The following is an 18,358-nucleotide window of genomic DNA, read 5'->3' as shown; positions in this document are numbered from 1 at the left end:
GCACCGCATCCAGAACCACCATCGCGGCAAAGCGGTGCTTCAGAGCTTGCCCCCTGGCTACCGCCCGACAGCATTCATTCAGCAGCCAGGGTCTCCGAGGGTAGCAACAGGCACTTCAAGCCCGACGGAATCCGGTATTCCGGGTTGGCCATTTGCAGGCGTACCCGGAAGGTGCTGCTCGCGGCATCAATAATCGCATCCACATTGACCACCTCGGCGTCATGAACCGTCTCCAGGTGCTGCAGTTTCACCCGATAGCGGTCACCTTTTTTGAGGCTACCGAAACGCTCCAGGGGCATGACCGTTTCCACATACAGCGGGTCGAGGCTGACGATGCGGGCCACTTCACCGCCCGTGAGCAGGTCTCCCTCAGCCACCATACGCTCCACGATCACTCCATCGATGGGGCTGGTGATCTTCTTCAGTTTCAGCTGCTCGCGACGCTCGCGCAATTCCAGGTTGGCGACCGACTTCTCGGTCTTGATGTCATCGACCTCCTGGTCGGTGATCAACTTGGCGGCGGTCAGGTCCCGGATGCGCTCCAGGCGACGACTGGCATAGGCGGCCTGGGCCGACTTGGTGTTGACCGCGGCGTTCTCCAGCCCCGACTCCAGTTCGGCCAACAACTGGCCCTTTTTGACATGATCAGAGCGGTCCACCAGCATCCGGGTCAGCCGTCCTTCGGCAGTGGTGCCGACAGTCACGTCCGCCGAAGGCTCCAGATAGCAGCTCAGGGCCTGTAACGGCTCAGCCTGTACCACGCCGGACAGACATCCGATCAACACGCCAAGCAGGGGATAATTGTGTTTCGACATCTGTATGACTACTCCGATTTTCCGGTAAATGACAATGAACGGCGGGTATGGAATTCAGCCTTGAGCAAGCTGCGCCGGATCCGTTTGTGGTAACGCTCGACTTTCTTCTGTGCCAGCCAATACACCTTTCGCGCCCCCCACTGCAACAGGCGATTGTCAGGTGCCTGTTGCAACATTCGGCTCAACCCCACCAACACACTTCGCGGCAACACTTGCAGCAGCTCATCCTCCAGCGACAGCATCTCTTCCCAGCTGCCAGGCTGTCCCTGACGGGCACTGCGACCCACCAGCTGGCGATCCACGCGGGCACTGTCATGCAGCTCGGTCAGGATCACATGCAGGCCACCCAGCGCATCAACGCCCTCTGCCAGCTTGATGTCCGTGCCGCGACCGGCCATGTTGGTGGCGATGGTGATGCGCCCATGCTTGCCCGCCTCGGCCACAACCAGGGCTTCTTCCACATCCTGGTCGGCATGCAATACCTGGTGCTCGACCGCCTGCTGCGTCAGCCGTTCTGACAGCTCATCGGCTGCGCTGATCGTACGCGTGCCCACCAGCACCGGCTGCCCCCGGCCCTGAAGCTGCGTAAGCGTTTCGACCAAGGCTTGCCATTTGAGGTCCGCGGTGGCAAAGACCCGGCTCCCCTGACGCACACGCCGGCTGGGCCGATGCGGTGGAATGCGGACCGACAACAGATCATAAACATGCCCCATTTCGGCAGCCACTTCGCGCCCGGTCCCGGTCATGCCGGCCAGCCCCATATAGCGGCGGAAGAAGAGCTGGAAACTGATTTTGGCCAGTGTGACCCTTGGTGGCGTGACAGGCACTTCTTCTTTCAGCTCAATCAGCTGGTGCAGCCCCTTTTCCCAGGACCGATCCGGCATGATACGCCCGGTGTGCTCATCGACGATCATCACCTTGTCGTCACGTACTATGTAGTGCTCGTCACGGACAAAGTTATGCAGTGCCGTCAGCGCCTGAATGACCGCTTCCTCACGACGAAACTGGTTGTGCCAGATGGGATCAGAGTCCTGCGTCAGCGCCACCAGGCGCTCACGGCCCTGACGCGTAAATTCAACGCGTTTGCGCTCATCCACCACAAAGTCGGTGAAGGGTTCCAATGCCTTGGCCAGCATCAGCGCATGGCCGTAGTATTCTTCATGGCGGGCACTTTCGTCGCTGGCGGAAATGATCAACGGCGTTCGCGCTTCGTCGATCAACACACTGTCGATCTCATCGACAATGGCAAACTGCAGCCCCGGCAACAGCAGCTCGCCGCCAGGCTTGTTGCGCACGAAGTCCTTCAGCCGGATGCCCATTTGCGACAGTTGCTGTCCCAGTACCAGACGATCCTTAAGGTAATCGAACACCAGCGTCTTGCCGGTGCAGTAGACGATCGGGTGCCGATAGGCCTGCTCGCGTGCTTCACGCGGCGCATCCTCGGCCACCGTTGCCGTGGTCAGACCGAACCAGTCGTACAGCGGTGTCATCTCGGCGGCGTCACGCCCGGCCAGATAGTCATTGACCGTGACCACCTGTACCTGACGCCCGGCCAGCGCCATGACGATGGCCGCCAGCGTCGCGGTCAGGGTTTTGCCCTCACCGGTATCCATCTCGGTGATGCAGCCATGCACCAGCACATAGCCGCCTCTCAGCTGGACATCATGGTGACGCATGCCCAGGATTCGCGCCGACACCACCCGGATCAGCGCAAAGGCCGGGGCGACCTGAGCGTCCTGGATGCCATCGCGGCGCAGGCCAAGGCGGATGGTCTGCAACTGCGTCTTGAGTTCAGCCTCGTCCAGCAACTTGAAGGCGGTTTCATGCGCCTCGACACGCTTTACGAAGCGCAGCTGACGCCGAGCTGACAGCCCCACATGTCGCGTCCAGTGCAGTACCAGCCAGTTCCAGGTCCGCTCCAGCCTGGGCAGCTCGCTCCAGTCCAGTTTCTGGGGATAGCGTTCGGCCGACGTCAGCAGGGAAAACATGCTCAGACCCCGAACTTGCGAATGAACAGGTCACGCAGAATGCGGTACCACTGCATCGCCAGCGGCTCGGGCGTATGCTCGAAACGGGCGTATACCCGGCCACCCAGGGTCGTACTGATCGGCTGGTCCGACACTGCCTTCAGTTCCAGCAGGAACAGGGGCTCCAGCGCCAGCGGTTGCTGTTCTCCGGGCTCGACCCCGATGGTGCCGCCGCCCTGTAATGCCAGCGCCAGGCTGGGCAACCGCCGGGTCGCGGAGGGAACCGCTCGCAACACCCGGGCCGTCACTTCACGCTCGATATCATCCACCGGTCGCAGGCGAACGCTCTGACTATCGGCACGCACGCGGTCAATACTCATCTGAGGTACCGCGCTCATCACCGTATAGCGCTGCGGATCGATGATATGCGCCACCACTTCGCCGCGCTGGAACCAGCGCCCCACCAGATCGGACGAACCCGGTACCACGAAACGGCCATCCATCGGCGCTACCAGCGTGAAACGGGCGATACGCAGCTCCAAGTCGTCGATCTGGGCCTGCACGCTGATCAGTTCTTCTTCCAGCAGGCGGGCTTCAACCCTGTCCGTTCGCTGGGCGATCACCTGCCGGGCCAGCAGCTCCTGCTTGCGCTGCTCGAGCACTTCGCGTCGCGTCGGTAACAGTTCGTCCTCACAGCGGATCAGGGGCTGTCCCTTGCTAACCATCCCCTGGCTGTGCAGCAGATCCCGTACGAAGCAGGCCTGAGGCGCACGGATACGGGACTGCTCCGGCATCCAGACGACCCCTTCAACCAGCGTCGCGGACGGCACCGGCGTCAACACCAGGCACCAGACCAGTCCTGCCAGTGCCAGCGCCGTCACACTGTACAGGCGCAGGCGTCGTTCCATGATGAGCGGATCGTTGAGAATGTTCTTGACCAGCTTGATCAACGGCAACAGCAGCATCATGTAGATCGCCCAGAGGGCCAGCAGTATGCCGATGACGAAGAACTGGGTGGCAACAAAGGTGACGATGGTGAACACCAGCACCATGCGATAGCAGAAAGAGCCGATGGCATAGACCGTCAGCCAGGCCGGCTCTTTCGGCGTTGTCCGGGGCGGCTGCAACCCGCGGCGAATACGCAGCAGATAACGCTTGCTCAGGTAACCCAGATACTGGTTGGCCTTGCTGCCGAGACCGGGAATTTCCAGCCAGTCCGACAGTATGTAGTAACCATCGAAGCGCAACAGCGGGTTGATGTTGAAGATCAGCGTGGTCACACCAGCCAGAATGACCACATCGTGCAGGAATACGCGCAGCAGCCCCGGCTCGGTCCATGTCCAGATCCACAGTGCGACAGCGGCCAATGCCAGCTCGATCATCATGCCCGCAGCACCCACGATCATGCGCTGGTACTTGCTGACAAAGCCGGTGGCATGACTGGCATCGACATAGGGCACCGGCATCATCACCAGCAGCATCACGCCCATCTCATGGCACTGCCCGCCAAACAGCTTGATCGCGATGCCGTGCCCCAGCTCGTGTATCGCCTTGACGATGGGAAACACCAGCAGCAGGGTCAGCACATATTGGGGCGTGAATACCAGCTGGCCGACATCTTCGGTCAGTCCCTCCCAGTGAGCGAACGCCAGCCAGCCGCCAAAGGCGATCAGCAGCGCCCAAACGCCCAGAATGACCGAGCGCATCCAGACCGGCACCCAGCCAACCAGAGCACTGAGAAAGCGATCAGGATCGACCAGTGGGATTCTCAGTGCCAACGGGTTGGACAGATACTGCTTGATCCGGTTGCGGCGCGACTCCCGGGTGCGCTCCTGCAGCTCATCCAGGTCGGGCACCTGGCCGCTGCTCAGCACGCCGGCGTTATGCAGCTGAGTCATCAATTGCAGGATTTCATCCTGCCCCGGCACATCATCACCCATGGTTTCACAGGCCAGCTGCCAGATCTGTTCCAGGTTCCGATGCCCATCCATCAGGCCCAGAATGCGGTAGGCCTGAGCATTCAGACGCAGGAACTTGCCACTGCTCTGGTCCTGAACAACGCGCCAGACCTCGCCACGATAAACGTGGCGAAAAATCCGCGCCTGGGTTCTGAGTCGGGGAACCAGTTCTGCCGTACGATACCAGGAGGCCGAAAACAGTGCCGACATGTCAGATCCCGAACCATTTCCAGAGTGAAAGACGTACCCAGTGGCGCAGCTCACGGGTCCAGATCCAGATCAGCTTGCGTTCATCCACGCTTACCTTGCTGACCCCTTCCAGCCCCGGACGCATGCCCTCAGTCACCTCATTCAGCCGGGCCTCGACCCGGAACAGGTTTTGCCCGTCGCGTGCTTCCGCCAGCGGGGTGATCAACGACACTTCAAACCCGGTCGGCTGATCGGGGAAAGCTTTCAGCACCAGCTCACCGGTCTGGCCAACGCGCAGGTAACCGATATCACTTTCCGGCACATCCAGCACCAGCCGGTAGTCCTCCAGAGGCGCCAGTTCGAACAGCACCTGCCCCTTGGAAATGGGCAGCCCCAAATCCTGCGACAGGTCGCCACTGGTGATCAGCGCATCAAAGGGCGCACGGACCTCCGTCCGCTGCAGCATGGTGTTGACCAGCTTCAGCTGGGCCTGTACCTGGGCCAGCTGGGCCGACACCACACCCGCCTGGGCCGAGTCCCAACTGGCCTGTGCCAGCTGCAGCTGGCGCGTATACTGCGCCTGCTGGCTTTCCAGCTTGGCCAGTTCCAGCCGCATGTCACGGTCATCCAGCTTGGCCAGCATGTCACCGGTCTTCACGACCTGCCCGGCACGAAAGATCGCCTGTTCCAGGTAGGCATCGAAGGGCGCTGCCAATGAACGGTTAAGTGCGCCCTCGAGTCGAGCATCGGTATCGATTCTGAAATCACCCGTGGCAAGGCTGAAGAAGAGCACCAGTGCCAGTGCGGTCATGGCCAGCATTTTGGTGCCAAGATAACCGGCCCCGAGCAGTCGCTTGAAAGGAGCCAGGGAGTAGCGACGCAGCATCTCCACAGGCCCGTGATCCAGAGCGCGCCCCTTGAGCAGTACCTGCCCCAGAATTGGCGCCACGGCCGTGGCCAGTTCAATATTTGCGTTGTCCGGTGCCTCCGCCCATTCGAAGGTCAGGACACCATAGTGTTCGGCATCGCGAATGAAAGGAATCGACATCAGGGTATGGTTGCCCTGACGCTCGGCCAGTGCCTTGTGGGCATCCCGTATGACGAGGCTGTCGTCCTCACCTGGCCAGCTGATCGCCTCGCCCTGATCAACGGCCTCTTCCATCGCCGCTTCCAGGTCCTGCACCAGGTCGATCTTGCGCGAGAACTCGGCCACATTCGCCAGCGTATAGAGTCTGACCCCCTGCTTGTGGGCAAATCCCAGGGCGATACGGTCACAGCTCAGGCTAACACTGGCCTGTGCCAGGACCCTTTGCGCAGCCTGCTCCAGATCGTCACTGTCGAGCGAGGACATCAGCAGTTCCAGCAGCAGGATCAGCCGCTCATTGAGCTCACCGTCGCCACTGCCCGTCTGTACGGAAGCATGACCCAACAGCCAGCCAAGCCCCCACTGCATCCAGTTTTTCTGCTGAATAGACAACCCCGGCGAGCTGGGCGAGATAGCCAATACTCCGAGGAGGTCATTCTGATGCACCACCGGCATCGCAAACAGCAGGCGAGCGCCTGCCCGCTGCATCACGGGACGGCACAGCTCCATGGCCTGCTCGGCGACCTGCACCAGCGCATCGCTGCAGGGAGTTTTGTAGGGCCAGGATGCCCTGGGTTCGAACGGCCCCGTATTGGCCGGCCCCAGAACCAGTACCCCTTCCTGAATGCCACCCAGTCCATCGTTAAGCAGGTTGAACCAGGCCGAAAAAAACACCGGATCAGACTCATCATGGAGGAGCCTGAACCAGTGCATGTATTTTTCCGGATTCGGCGTATCAGAGCTTGATTTCACCGAATCGTTTTTCATATTCCTTCAGTCCCATATCCAGCATGATCTGCAGACGCTTGGCAGCATAGGGGGTCAGCAGAATACGCTGAGACAGCGCGACTTCCACTTCTTCCTGGTTACCCTGCCAGTTTGTGTTGGAACCGAACAGTACCATGATCTCTTCACGGGTGCCCATGACATTGCAGACATTGGCGTAGGTGGACTGCATGTTCTCGTCATTCCACTTGATCTTCGGCATCACCGGCTGCTGAGCCGGCTGTTCATTCATGGTTTTCTGTTCTGCAACTTCAGACATTTTTAACTCCTTGGTTTCAAGTCACACACGGGTTGTTTCCAGTGTGATCTCATCTTCGTCAGATTCGACAGGTACGATCAACAGCTTCAGGGTCTGCAGGGCTCCCGTCAATGGGTGCCGGGTCTCAATCTGGATCAGGAAGGGCTCCCACCCCTCTGGAATGACTCCCGACAAGCGTGCTGACAGGCCAGTGCCAATCAGCTCGACCCACTCCGGCAGCGCGCCACCGTCAACAGTAACGCCGACCAGCTCCGATTCCCCGACCAGCTCAGCCAGCGGAATGCGGAATTCTTCACCCGTGTTCAGGTTGATGATGGGCATGTCGATGCTCAGGTTACCCAATGCCAGTGGATCGGTCGTGAGCAGAGCATACCCGCCCTCTCCTGCTTCATTGATGACAGTCTCACCAAACACTGTATCAGCCGCGGTTTCCAGCAGTGCTGGCGGGAATACCTGCTCGGTTTCAGACACCTGAATCAGCGGGTCTGTCGCGCTTTGGCTCGGAATGCCACTGCCGGACGAAGACTCCTGGTCGATACCGCTCACCACACGCAGATAGGTATCCGGATCCAGGATGGTCGTACCTGTGTAGTAGCCATTACCGGGGCGTGTCACCTGATCCGCCGGCATGTCGTTATACAGTGTGCTGAATACCAGGTAATCCGGCTCCAGCCCCGCCATGCGCTGGGTGTAGTTGTTGGAAGTGCGATCGTAGATCAACCAGTTGCTGTCGGCAGCCGCGATAGCATCGCTGCCGACACCGGTCCGGTTGTAGAACCAGCTGCCGGCTGCCAGCACGGCCGCATTGGCCGTATTGCCATGCACCGTCATCGGCGCATCCAGGAAGATCTCGTTGCCGCTGCGGATCCAGGCGGTCGACAGGTCCGTTGCCCCCTGCAGCGTGATGCGACCACCTGCCTGAGCCAACAGATCAGCGCTCACGCCGTTCACCTGACCCAGGATAATGTTGCCACCCGCGCTCAGGTTGGCACTGTCAGATACGGACAGCAAGCCGGTATGCGTCAGAGTTCCATCTGCACTCAGTGAAGCCGCACGCGCGCTGTTGTCACCTGTCATGGTCAGATCGCCGGTCACGCCAGCCACCAGGGTGCCGGTGTTGATACCGGTACCAACTGCCTGCAGCAGCTCTGCAGCCGTAATCAGGATCTGCGCCGTATCGATGGTGGCCAGGTCCGCATTCAGCTGCATCAGACCGGCATCAGCACCCAGTGTCAGGTTGCCGCTGTCACTGCTGACCATCTGCGCCAGGATCAGGTCGCCGCCCAACGCCTGGACATCGATATCACCAGCTGCATTCAGGCCACTCAGCCCATCCACGGTAGCCACTGTCAGGCCATCGCTGTCCACGTAGCTGATGCTGCCGTTCACCGAGTCAGCCGCCAGCGAAGCGATGGCGTTTTCCGGGTTGTTCAGCGCGATGTCGTTGGTCGCCTGGGCTTTCAGAGAACCGGCGGTGACCGCCTTGCCGCTGTCGAGCACCTGACTGATGCTGTCGGCCGCGAAGCGGATCAGACCAGATGTACCTGCGATCTGAACGCGGTCGTTCAACTGCAGGGCACCGGTCGCCACCAGGTCAACGGTCTCATCGTTACCGGCGGTCAGGCCGTTCAAATCGGCGGCCGTGTAGTCGGTCGTGTTGGCTGTATTGACTGCCGCCACCTGATCCACGGTCATATCCCCGCCGTGCGCCAGGTACTGGCTGCCGGTGCTGTCCGCCGCCAGCTGATCCACGTTGGCCAGCTCGATGCGGTTGCTCAGGCTGCCGAAATCGCCGCCGCTTTGCAGCAGCAGATCACCGGTGGTGTCCAGCTCGGTGGTGGTTCCAGTGGTGCTGTCGGTGCTGATATCACCACCTGCCAGGATCTGCAGCGTGCCGCTGCCGGAGGTGATCTGCGCGCCGCTGTTCAGCGCGATATCACCCGTGCCGCCGGTACGCAGGTCCACGTAACCGCTGGTATCCGCGGCCACGTTTTCGACCAGCGTCAGATCACCGCCCTGAGTGGTCAGAGTGATGTTGCCCGCGCTACCGCTAGTCAGACCGGCATAGCTGCCGTTGAAGCTGCCACCGACGTTGTCAGCAGTATTGAAGGCTTCAACACCGCCCAGCTGCAGAGCATCGCTCGCGCCCAGCTTGCGCAGCCAGAGACTGCCGCTGTCCGCGTTGGCCGCCAGTGCCGCTGCACCGCCGATCTCGATGCGATTGCTGTCACTGCCGACGTTACCCGCCGCCTGCATCAGCACATTGCCATCGGTGCTGATGGAAGCGCTGTTGCTGGTTGCCTTGCCACTGATCAGGTCGTTACCGGCCAACAGCTGGATGTCGCCAGTAGTCGAGCTGACCAGAGCGGCCGCGCCGAGGGTCAGATCGGAGTTGCCGGAACGGATATCGATCCAGCCACCGTTGCTGGCCGTGACGTTGGCATTCAGCGAGATCGCGCCATCGGTGGTGCGCAGGTTGACGTTACCATCGGTACCGGCCACGACCGCCGCATTGGTGGTCAGGGCGCCGCTGTTCAGTGCCCGCAGGTCGATATCACCGTCATCGGTCATTACTGCCTGTGCCACGCTCAGGTCACCGCCCAGAGTCTGTACACTGATGTCACCGGCGGCGTTCAGGCCGCTCATGCCATCCACGGTGCCGATAGTCAGGCCATCGCGGTCCACGTAGCTGATACTGCCGTTGACGGAATCAGCCGCCAGTGTATCGATGGCGTTTTCCGGGTTGTTCAGCGCGATATCATTGGTTGCCTGCGCGTTCAGGAAACCGGCCATCATCGCCTTGCCGCTGTCGAGCACCTGGTTGATGCTGTCTGCCACGAAGCGGATCACGCCCGTAGTGCCGCCGATCTGAACACGGTCGTTCAGCTGCAGCGCTCCGGTCGCCACCAGGTCAACGGTCTGGTCAGTACCGGCGGTCAGGCCGTTCAAACCGGCGGCCGTGTAGTCGATCGTGTTGGCTGTATTGATTGCTGCTACCTGATCCACGGTCATACCACCGCTGTGCGCCAGGTACTGGCTGCCTGTGCTGTCCGCCGCCAGCTGATCCACGTTGGCCAGCTCGATGCGGTTGTTCAGGCTGCCGATGTTGCCGCCGCTCTGCAGCAGCAGATCACCAGTGGTATCCAGCTCGGTGGTGGTTCCGGTAGTGCTGTCGGTGCTGATATCACCGCCTGCCAGAAGCTGCAGGGTGCCGCTGCCGGAAGTGATCTGGGCACCGCTGTTCAGCGCGATATCACCAGCTCCAGCCGACCGCAGATCCACGTAACCGCTGGTATCCGCCGCCACATTCTCGATCAGCGTCAGGTCACCGCCCTGAGTGGTCAGGGTGATGTTGCCTGCGCCACCGGTGGTCAGACCAGCGTAGCTTAGGTTGTAGTCGCCACCTGCCGCTGTATCGGTCAGGTCGTCGGTGACGAAGGCTTCCACGCCACCCAGCTGCAGGGCATCACTGATACCCAGCTTGCGCAGCCAGATGCTGCCATTGGCGGCGTTGGCCGCCAGGGTCGCCGCGCCGTCGATCTCGATGCGGTTGCTGTCGCTACCGATGCTGCCGCCGGCCTGCAGCAGAACACTGCCGTCGTTGGTAGCGAGAGTCGCACGACCGGCTGCATCGGTCACCCGAGTGGTCAGCAGGTCACGTCCGGCCAGCAGCTGGATGTCACCGCTGTTCGAGCTGAGCTGCGCGTAATCAGCGCCGAGGTTGCCCACCGTGATATCGGAGGCAGCACCGCCGGAACGGATATCGATCCAGCCATCACCACTGGCGGTGACATCGGCATTCAGCGTGATCGCCCCATCGGTGGTGCGCAGATCCACGTTGCCGTCAGTGCCGGCCACGACCGCTGCGTTGGTGGTCAGGGCTCCGCTGTTCAACGCACGCAGGTCGATGTTGCCACTGTCTGTGCCGACAGACTGCGCCACGGTCAGATCATTGTCGATACCGGTACCCAGGGTCTGCACATCGATATTGCCGGCGGCGTTCAGGCCACTGAGTTCACCGGCATTGCCCAGATCCACGGTACCGATGGTCAGACCATCGCGGTCCACGTAGCTGATACTGCCGTTGACGGAGTCGGCGGCCAGCGTATCGATGGCGTTTTCCGGGTTGTTCAGCGCGATGTCGTGGGTCGCCTGCGCACGCAGGAAACCGGCGGTCATCGCCTTGCCGCTGTCGAGTACCTGGTTGATGCTGTCCGCCACGAAGCGGATAACGCCCGTAGTGCCGCCGATCTGCACGCGGTCGTTCAGCTGCAGCGCACCGGCCGCCACCAGGTCGATGATCTGGTCAGCACCGGCGGTCAGGCCTTTCAAACCGGCGGCCGTGTAGTCGGTCGTATTGGCTGTATTGACTGCCGCTACCTGATCCACGGTCATATTACCACTGTGCGCCAGGTACTGGCTGCCGGCGCTGTCCGCCGCCAGCTGATCCACGTTGGCCAGCTCGATGCGGTTGCTCAGGCTACCGATGTTGCCGCCGCTTTGCAGCAGCAGATCACCGGTGGTATCCAGCTCGGTAGTGGTACCCGTGGTGCTGTCGGTGCTGATATCACCACCGGCCAGAATCTGCAGTGTGCCGCTGCCGGAGGTGATCTGCGCGCCGCTGTTCAGCGCGATATCACCGCTGCCAGCCGTACGCAGATCCACGTAACCGCTGGTATCCGCCGCCACGTTCTCGATCAGCGTCAGGTCGCCGCCCTGAGTGGTCAGGGAGATGTTACCTGCACCACCGGAGGTCAGGCCGGCATAGCTGGCGTTGAAGCTGCCGCCAGCCGCGGTGTCGGCCAGGTCATCGGTGACGAAGGCTTCCACGCCACCCAGCTGCAGGGCATCGCCCGCGCCCAGCTTGCGCAGCCAGATGCTGCCGTCGGCTGCGTTAGCCGCCAGAGTCGCCGCACCGTCGATTTCGATACGGTTGCTGTCGCTGCCGATGTTGCCTCCGGCCTGCAGCAGTACACTGCCGTCGTTGGTACTGATGGAGGCGCTGCCGTCGGTGGCCTTGCCGCTGACCAAGTCGTTACCGGCCAGCAGCTGGATGTCGCCCGTGGCCGAACTGATCAGTGCAGCATTACCGATGGTCAGGTCAGATACACCGCCGGAGCGGATATCGATCCAGCCATCACCACTGGCGGTGACGTTGGCGTTCAGCGTAATCGCCCCATCTGTGGTGCGCAGATCCACGTTGCCGTCAGTGCCGGCCACGACCGCTGCGTTGGTGGTCAGGGCGCCGCTGTTCAGCGCACGCAGGTCGATATTGCCGCTGCCCGTACCCACGGCCTGAGCCACAACCAGGTCACCGCCCAGCGTCCGAACATCAATATTGCCCGCCGCGCTCAAACCATTCATGCCATCCACGGTGCCAACGGTCAGACCGTCAGTGTCCACGTAGCTGATGCTGCCGTTGACGGAATCGGCGGCCAAAGTGCCGATGGCGTTTTCCGGGTTATTCAGAGCAATGTCGTTGGTCGCCTGTACCTTGAGCGCACCCGCCGTCATCGCCTTGCCGCTGTCCAGATTCTGGGCAACGCTGTCAGCATCCAGCTTGATGATGCCGTCAGCGACCTGAACCTGCTCATTCAGCTGCAGTGCACCGTCCACCAGCAGGTCGATTACCTGGCTGGCACCGGCTACCAGGCCGAAATAGCTACCCGGCAGCGCCAGCAAGGACGCGGCGGTATCCAGGGTATTGGCGTTCACCACATCCACTTCGGCCACGGTCATGTCGCCGCTGTGACGCAGGAACTGGCTGCCGGTCGCCGAACCACTCTGCGTGGCCACGCCGGTTGCACCGGCAATTTCAATGCGGTTGGTCTGGCTACCGATGGCACCGTCCGCGGCCACCAGCAGCACATCGCCACTGGTGCTCAGCTCGGTGGTCATGCCGGTTGCCGTGTTGGTGCTGATGTCCGCCGCAGAGACCAGTTGCAGCGTACCGCTACCGGATGCCACCTGTCCGCCGTCGACACGGATAGACCCCGTGCCACCGGTGCGCAGGTCGACATACCCGTTGCCGTCCGCTGCAATGCTGTCCACCACGACGATATCGCCGTCGACCTTGGTCAGGGTGATATTGCCGTTACTACCTGCCAGCGTGGTCAGGCCCGACATGACGCCGCCGGTCTGACTGACGGTGCCACCGAAAGTCTCGGTGGTATTCAGCGCGGTCGCCTGTCCGATCTGCAGATCTGCGCTGTCCAGATGGCGCAGCCAGATACCGCTGGCACCCGCTTCCGCCGCCAGGCTATTCGGCACGGAGACTTCGATGCGGTTGCTGTCACTGCCAATCGCATCACCGGCCTGCAGCAGCACAGTGCTGCCGGTGGAGTCGATCAGCGCCTCACCGTCGGTGGCCTTGGTGGTAGTAATGCTGCCACCGGCCAACAACTGGATGGCGCCGTTTTCACTGTTCACCAGTGCGGTCTCGGGAGCGGCCTGATCGATGATCAAGTCGGAGCCCAGGCCACCGGCACGCAGGTCAACAGTACCGGTTCCGGTTGCCGTCACCGCCTTGTCCAGCGTCAGGGAGCCATCCCCGGTCGCGATGCGGATATTGCCATTGGCGCCCGGGGTTACGCCGTTGACGGAGCCTGCGCCGATCAGGCCGGTGTCGATACCGGTCACTTCACCGATAGTCAGATCACCGGCATTGAGCAGTGTGACATCGAAACCATCGCTGTTCAGGGCCAGCGCGGCCAGATCAATCTGGTTTGTCTGGTTGTCCAGCTGTATTGCGCCACCGGTCACATCGGCTGCCAGCACGCCGGCGTTGATCTGAGACTGGGCGGCATCCGCCGACTGGGTCAGGGCGCCTGCCGTTTTCAGCACGATCTGCGCATTCGGGGCCTGGATGCCATCACGATTGACGGTGGTCTGGCTGATCAGGCCGAGATCACTGGCCGCATCCGCTGTTTTGCCGGACAGGGACACACGACTGATCTCCAGCGCGCGGGTGTTGTTCAGTTCCAGCCCGGAATCAGCGGTGAAGGCACCGGCAAAGGTACCTATGACATTGTCATTATGCAGCTTGGCCGTGCCCTCACCGGTACTCAGATAGAGAGCCGTCGCGGTGTTTGCATCCATATCGCCATCGGCGATAACCGCTGCGCCTGTCTGCAGGAAGGTGCCGTCTTCGACCTGGACGCTCAGGGTATTGGCGGTGATGTTCTCAGACTGAGTCACATCGGCAACAACACCCGGTGAGGTGCTGATAGCGCGCAGATCGATCTGGTCGGCAGTCAGGCCAGTGGTGGTATCGGTTACCTCAGCGGCAATGTCAACCTGACCGGTCGCCGTATCAGAGGTATAGCCCTCGACGCGTGTACTGCTAACCTGGCCGATATTCAGTGCCTGACCATTGGTCAGTACCAGATCACCCAGCACGTCGGCCGCCAGTGTACCGATACGGTTGATTGCCGTCGCTACGAAGTCACCACCGCCTTCAAGGCGCAGCTCATCAACGCTGATCACGCCCTTGGCCACCAGGCCTTCCGACGTAGTCAATCCGCTGTCCGTAATCACGGTCAGGCTGCCGGCGTCAGTGGTATTGGGCTGACGGGCCAGCGTCAGGGCCGAGTTGATGATCACCTTCGCCGCATAGGCATCGTTGTTGACGCCAGCCAAGAGGGTCAGGTCATCACGGAAGGTGGTCGGCGCGCTGACAGTGATATTGCCGCTCAGATCGGTACGACCGATGGTGATATCGGCAAAGCCGGTGCGGCCGGTATCAGCCGTCACCAGATCGCTCATCACCACCGGAGTAGCGGAGCCATCCTTGAACGTCACCAGGTAACTGCCGCTGCCCTGGTTCAGTACGGTGGTACCCTCGTAGCCCGCTATCCCCTGGATGGCCGCCTGGATATTACCGCCCAGCACGGCAGAATCGGTCGAGTAGGCAATGTCACCGGTCTGGCTGCCGCCGATATTCAGTTTAAAGTTGCCGCCGGCGTTGCCGTTAACCAGCAGATTCTGCTGCGAATCCAGGCCTCCGGCCGTAGCGGTTACCTGAGGTGCACTGAGGAAGACCGCATTGGCACTGCCGTTGAACCAGTCTTCGCCCAGGTAAAGAATCTTGTTGACGCCGTTTTCCGGGCGCGAGCCGGCGTTGCCGAACACGATCCGGGTATCGGCGCTTTCCGGACGGATCACCAGGTGGCCGTCACTGGAGACCTGCAGGCGCGAAGAGGAGCTGTTAACGAACTCCATGGAGTCGGCAACAAAGATGATATCGCCGGTGGCCGCACTCTTGTCAGCATCACGGCCGACATAGATGCTGTTACCGGTGGCGTAGATACCGAAGCTGTTCTCACCCGCGTCATCCAGACGGCCACCGGAGGTACCCTGCAGCAGAATGTCACCACTGCTGCTGAGGATACTGGTGCCGTTGTCCTGCAGGCGGATACCATGGTTCTGTTCCACTGAGTTCTGGTTGCCGCCACCACCCTGGCCACGTACCAGGATATCGCCGCTGTCACTTTGTACCAGCGCACTGTTGGCCAGCAGCACACCGATATAGCGGTTGCCACCGGTGACGCTGTCACCCACGGCACTGGCGTCACCGTCGATCAGGATATTGCCGCTGGTGGTCGTCAGCGTAGCCTGGCCGGAGACGCCTTCGCCGATAACGATCGCATCCTTGTTGCCACTGTCGGTCTGGTTCTCAACACGACCACGCACGCTGAGCTGACCGCTGTCAGTGCTCAGGTAGGTGGCGGCACCGGTGATGCGCACACCTGCACCGGAGGAGTCGGACGCCTGGGTGTTATCCGCGGCACGACCGAAGATCGACAGGTCGCCGCCCGCCGTCTCAATGCGGGTATTGTGGAGTCGTACACCGTCACTGCCATCGGTATCACCGGCCACGCCCTCGGCATAGTTGCCGGCGCTGCCCAGGCTGACATCACCGCCGGTAGAGGTAATCGCGACATCGGACATGATCACGGCACCCTGACCGGAGCCTGTGGCCACGTTCGGGTTGAACAGCAGGTTGAACGCATTGGTGCCGTCAGAATCGATGCTGACACCGGACAGCTTGATCGACTGATCGGAGTTGATGGTCAGGGTCTGCGCACCCGTCGCGGCCGCATAGATGTCGAAGCTGTCCTGCAGATAACTGGTGTAACCCGCTGTCAGCCCCGGCACGGCTCCGCCGGTGATATTGATGGTGACATCATTACTGAGCAGGTTAAGTACCGGGTTGTCGGCAAAGTTGGTGCTCGCGGTGATCACCGGACCGGCAGTGTTACTCAGGTTGATGCTCGACGCGTTGAAGTCGATGTTGGTGGCGCCGTTGAAGGTCAGGCTGCGCAGCGGGTTGGCCGCGCTGCCGATATCACCGTTGAAGATGATCTTGCCAGCAACAGAGGGATCAGCACCGGTCAGACCGGTGGTATCCAGGATCAGATTCTGCGGCGACTGGGTCTGGGCCGTGGTGTTGGTCGATGAGATCACCGGCGCGGCGCTGAGCACCTGACCGTCAAACTGGATATCGCCGCCGATATTGTTGTAAACGCCACCGGAATCGGACCCCTGGGTGTTGATGGTGACGCTGTAGCCATCATCGGCCAGGTACACATCCTTGACGAACAGGACATCACCGGACGGGGTATTGCTGCCGACGCTCTGGGTTATCTTGGTGCTGACCGGCGTTTCATGACGCAGGTGGGTGACCTTGTTGAAGGTGATATCACCACCGTTGGTCGCCAACTGGCCGAAAATGGAGATGATACCTGTGTCGCTCGGAGCGCTGCCGAACACCAGGTTGAGCGCGTTACCGTTGCCGCTGGAGGTGATATCCACGCCGGTATGCAGCGTAATATCGTTTCCGGCATCGAACGTCAGAGTCGCCTCCGCGCCAGTGGTCTTGGCGATCGATGCTTCGATGCTGATATCCTGATCCGCCTGCAGGGTGACATTGGCACCGCCGTTCAGGCTGGACTCGATGGACACGTTACTGACCGTATCCGCGGTTCCACCGGTGGTGTTGACGGTCAGGTTGGTCGGGTCAAGCAACCAGCTGCCGCCTTCACCTGACTCGGCGGAGACATCGACACTGCCACTGACACCCAAGGCACCCCGGCTGGAGGTTTCAACCCGGCCGCCTTTTCCTTCTCCGGCACCGCGTGCGGAGATGCTGCCGTCATGACGGGTCTGATCAGCTGACCAGAGCACCACTTCGCCACCATCACCCTCAACAGTAGCATCGGCGCTGATATCGGCGTCTTCAGAAACGGTAACTCGGCCTGCCTCGGCGATTTCGCTTTGATCCCCCTGCCAGCCGCCGCCGACATGGATGACGCCGCCACCGACTGTGCCCTCTGTATTCAAAGAGCCATTGATCTCGACATCACTGCCAGTAATCTGGATGCGACCGCCCATTTCACCAGCATCATCGCCCCGCGCCTCGACCGTACCCGCGATCATCGCCCGGCCCTCGCCGGCATCGATACGGATACTGCCGTCACCGGCCACCGCCAGTGTGTTGGCACGAATGATACCGGTCTGGTTAATCGCAGCGGACAAGGCCCCACCGGCATTGCGGCTTTGAATCAACACCTTGCCGCCATCGGCAATGATGGCGCCACTGTTGGCAATCGCCGCTTCAGCACTAACGCCGTCCATTTCGACGCCGATCAGGCCATCAGCAGTCAGTTCAAGGCGCGCCTTGTCACCTGACAGCAGGGCCACCTGACCGGCTTCGGCCGTGATGGTGCCGCTGTTCTCGACGGTCTTGCCCGCCAGAACCACGAAGCCGCCGGTGCGGGTCGTAATCTGCCCCTGGTTGATCACGTTACCGCCCGCTGCCAGATCTTCCAGCAACAGTTGGCCATTGATAAGTTCGTCACTGTCCGGCATCTGGCCCATTACCGCCAGGCTGCCGACATCGATACGTGCACTGCTGCCGAACAGCACACCCGCCGGGTTGGCGATGATCACGGTACCCTGAGCGTTAAGCTGTCCCAGAATCTGAGAGGGATCGCCCGACAGCACCCTGTTCAGCGCCAGGTCGGAACGCTGCTGCAGGAAGTTGACGATCGCGTCCGAGCCGATATTGAACGTATTCCAGTCGGTGACCAGCCGGGAGCTGTTCTGCTGGATGTTCATCACGTTATCGGTCTGAGTGATTACCGCCTGCCCCTGCTGAATCACGGCACCGGAAGGCAGTTCATCAACTGCAGGCGCCGCCTGCAGTTTCATGGACAGGCATATCGAAGCCACGGCCAGGGAAAGAAGTCTGGGCTTGAAGTTGGGCGCTGAGTTCACCCGATGGTTGTTCTTGGTCATTC

Annotated in this window: 6 protein-coding genes; all 6 read right to left on the bottom strand. The window is 61.2% G+C overall.

Translation table 11 applies throughout. The features are described from left to right. Positions 1 to 74: 74 nt before the first annotated feature. From ABD013_RS10005 to ABD013_RS09980, 6 genes are read right to left on the bottom strand one after another with little or no spacing between them, the layout of a single operon-like run. On the bottom strand, positions 75 to 815 hold the full coding sequence (locus ABD013_RS10005) for an efflux RND transporter periplasmic adaptor subunit (RefSeq protein WP_343805410.1): 741 nt from the start codon (positions 813 to 815) through the stop codon (positions 75 to 77). Between the two features lie 8 nt (positions 816 to 823). Continuing rightward, the gene (locus ABD013_RS10000) at positions 824 to 2,803 is read right to left on the bottom strand and encodes a preprotein translocase subunit SecA (protein ID WP_343805408.1); all 1,980 of its coding nucleotides are present in this window, start codon (positions 2,801 to 2,803) and stop codon (positions 824 to 826) included. A 2-nt stretch (positions 2,804 to 2,805) separates the two neighbouring features. Continuing rightward, complete coding sequence (locus ABD013_RS09995; protein WP_343805406.1) at positions 2,806 to 4,950, bottom strand: PqqD family peptide modification chaperone; 2,145 nt, start codon at positions 4,948 to 4,950, stop codon at positions 2,806 to 2,808. Position 4,951: 1 nt separating this feature from the next. Beyond that, positions 4,952 to 6,727 (bottom strand): GAF domain-containing protein, encoded by a 1,776-nt coding sequence (locus ABD013_RS09990; protein ID WP_343805404.1) that lies wholly within the window; start codon positions 6,725 to 6,727, stop codon positions 4,952 to 4,954. A 22-nt stretch (positions 6,728 to 6,749) separates the two neighbouring features. Next, a complete protein-coding gene (locus ABD013_RS09985) occupies positions 6,750 to 7,058 on the bottom strand; it encodes a DUF3467 domain-containing protein (RefSeq protein ID WP_343805402.1) in 309 nt (102 codons plus the stop codon). A 21-nt stretch (positions 7,059 to 7,079) separates the two neighbouring features. Beyond that, positions 7,080 to 18,356, bottom strand: a complete 11,277-nt coding sequence (locus tag ABD013_RS09980; protein WP_343805400.1) for a two-partner secretion domain-containing protein — start codon at positions 18,354 to 18,356, stop codon at positions 7,080 to 7,082. Positions 18,357 to 18,358 lie beyond the last annotated feature (2 nt).

The organism is Marinobacterium maritimum (assembly GCF_039523155.1).
GTDB classification, from domain to species: Bacteria; Pseudomonadota; Gammaproteobacteria; order Pseudomonadales; family Balneatricaceae; genus Marinobacterium; species Marinobacterium maritimum.
The sequence above is the reverse complement of the archived record's forward strand: the minus strand, read 5'-3'. Positions and strand labels throughout refer to the sequence as shown.

Coding starts and splice junctions, on each gene's coding strand:
- ABD013_RS10005 (WP_343805410.1), bottom strand. CDS start 815: ATGTCGAAACACAATTATCCCCTGCTTGGCGTGTTGATCGGATGTCTG.
- ABD013_RS10000 (WP_343805408.1), bottom strand. CDS start 2,803: ATGTTTTCCCTGCTGACGTCGGCCGAACGCTATCCCCAGAAACTGGAC.
- ABD013_RS09995 (WP_343805406.1), bottom strand. CDS start 4,950: ATGTCGGCACTGTTTTCGGCCTCCTGGTATCGTACGGCAGAACTGGTT.
- ABD013_RS09990 (WP_343805404.1), bottom strand. CDS start 6,727: ATGCACTGGTTCAGGCTCCTCCATGATGAGTCTGATCCGGTGTTTTTT.
- ABD013_RS09985 (WP_343805402.1), bottom strand. CDS start 7,058: ATGTCTGAAGTTGCAGAACAGAAAACCATGAATGAACAGCCGGCTCAG.
- ABD013_RS09980 (WP_343805400.1), bottom strand. CDS start 18,356: ATGACCAAGAACAACCATCGGGTGAACTCAGCGCCCAACTTCAAGCCC.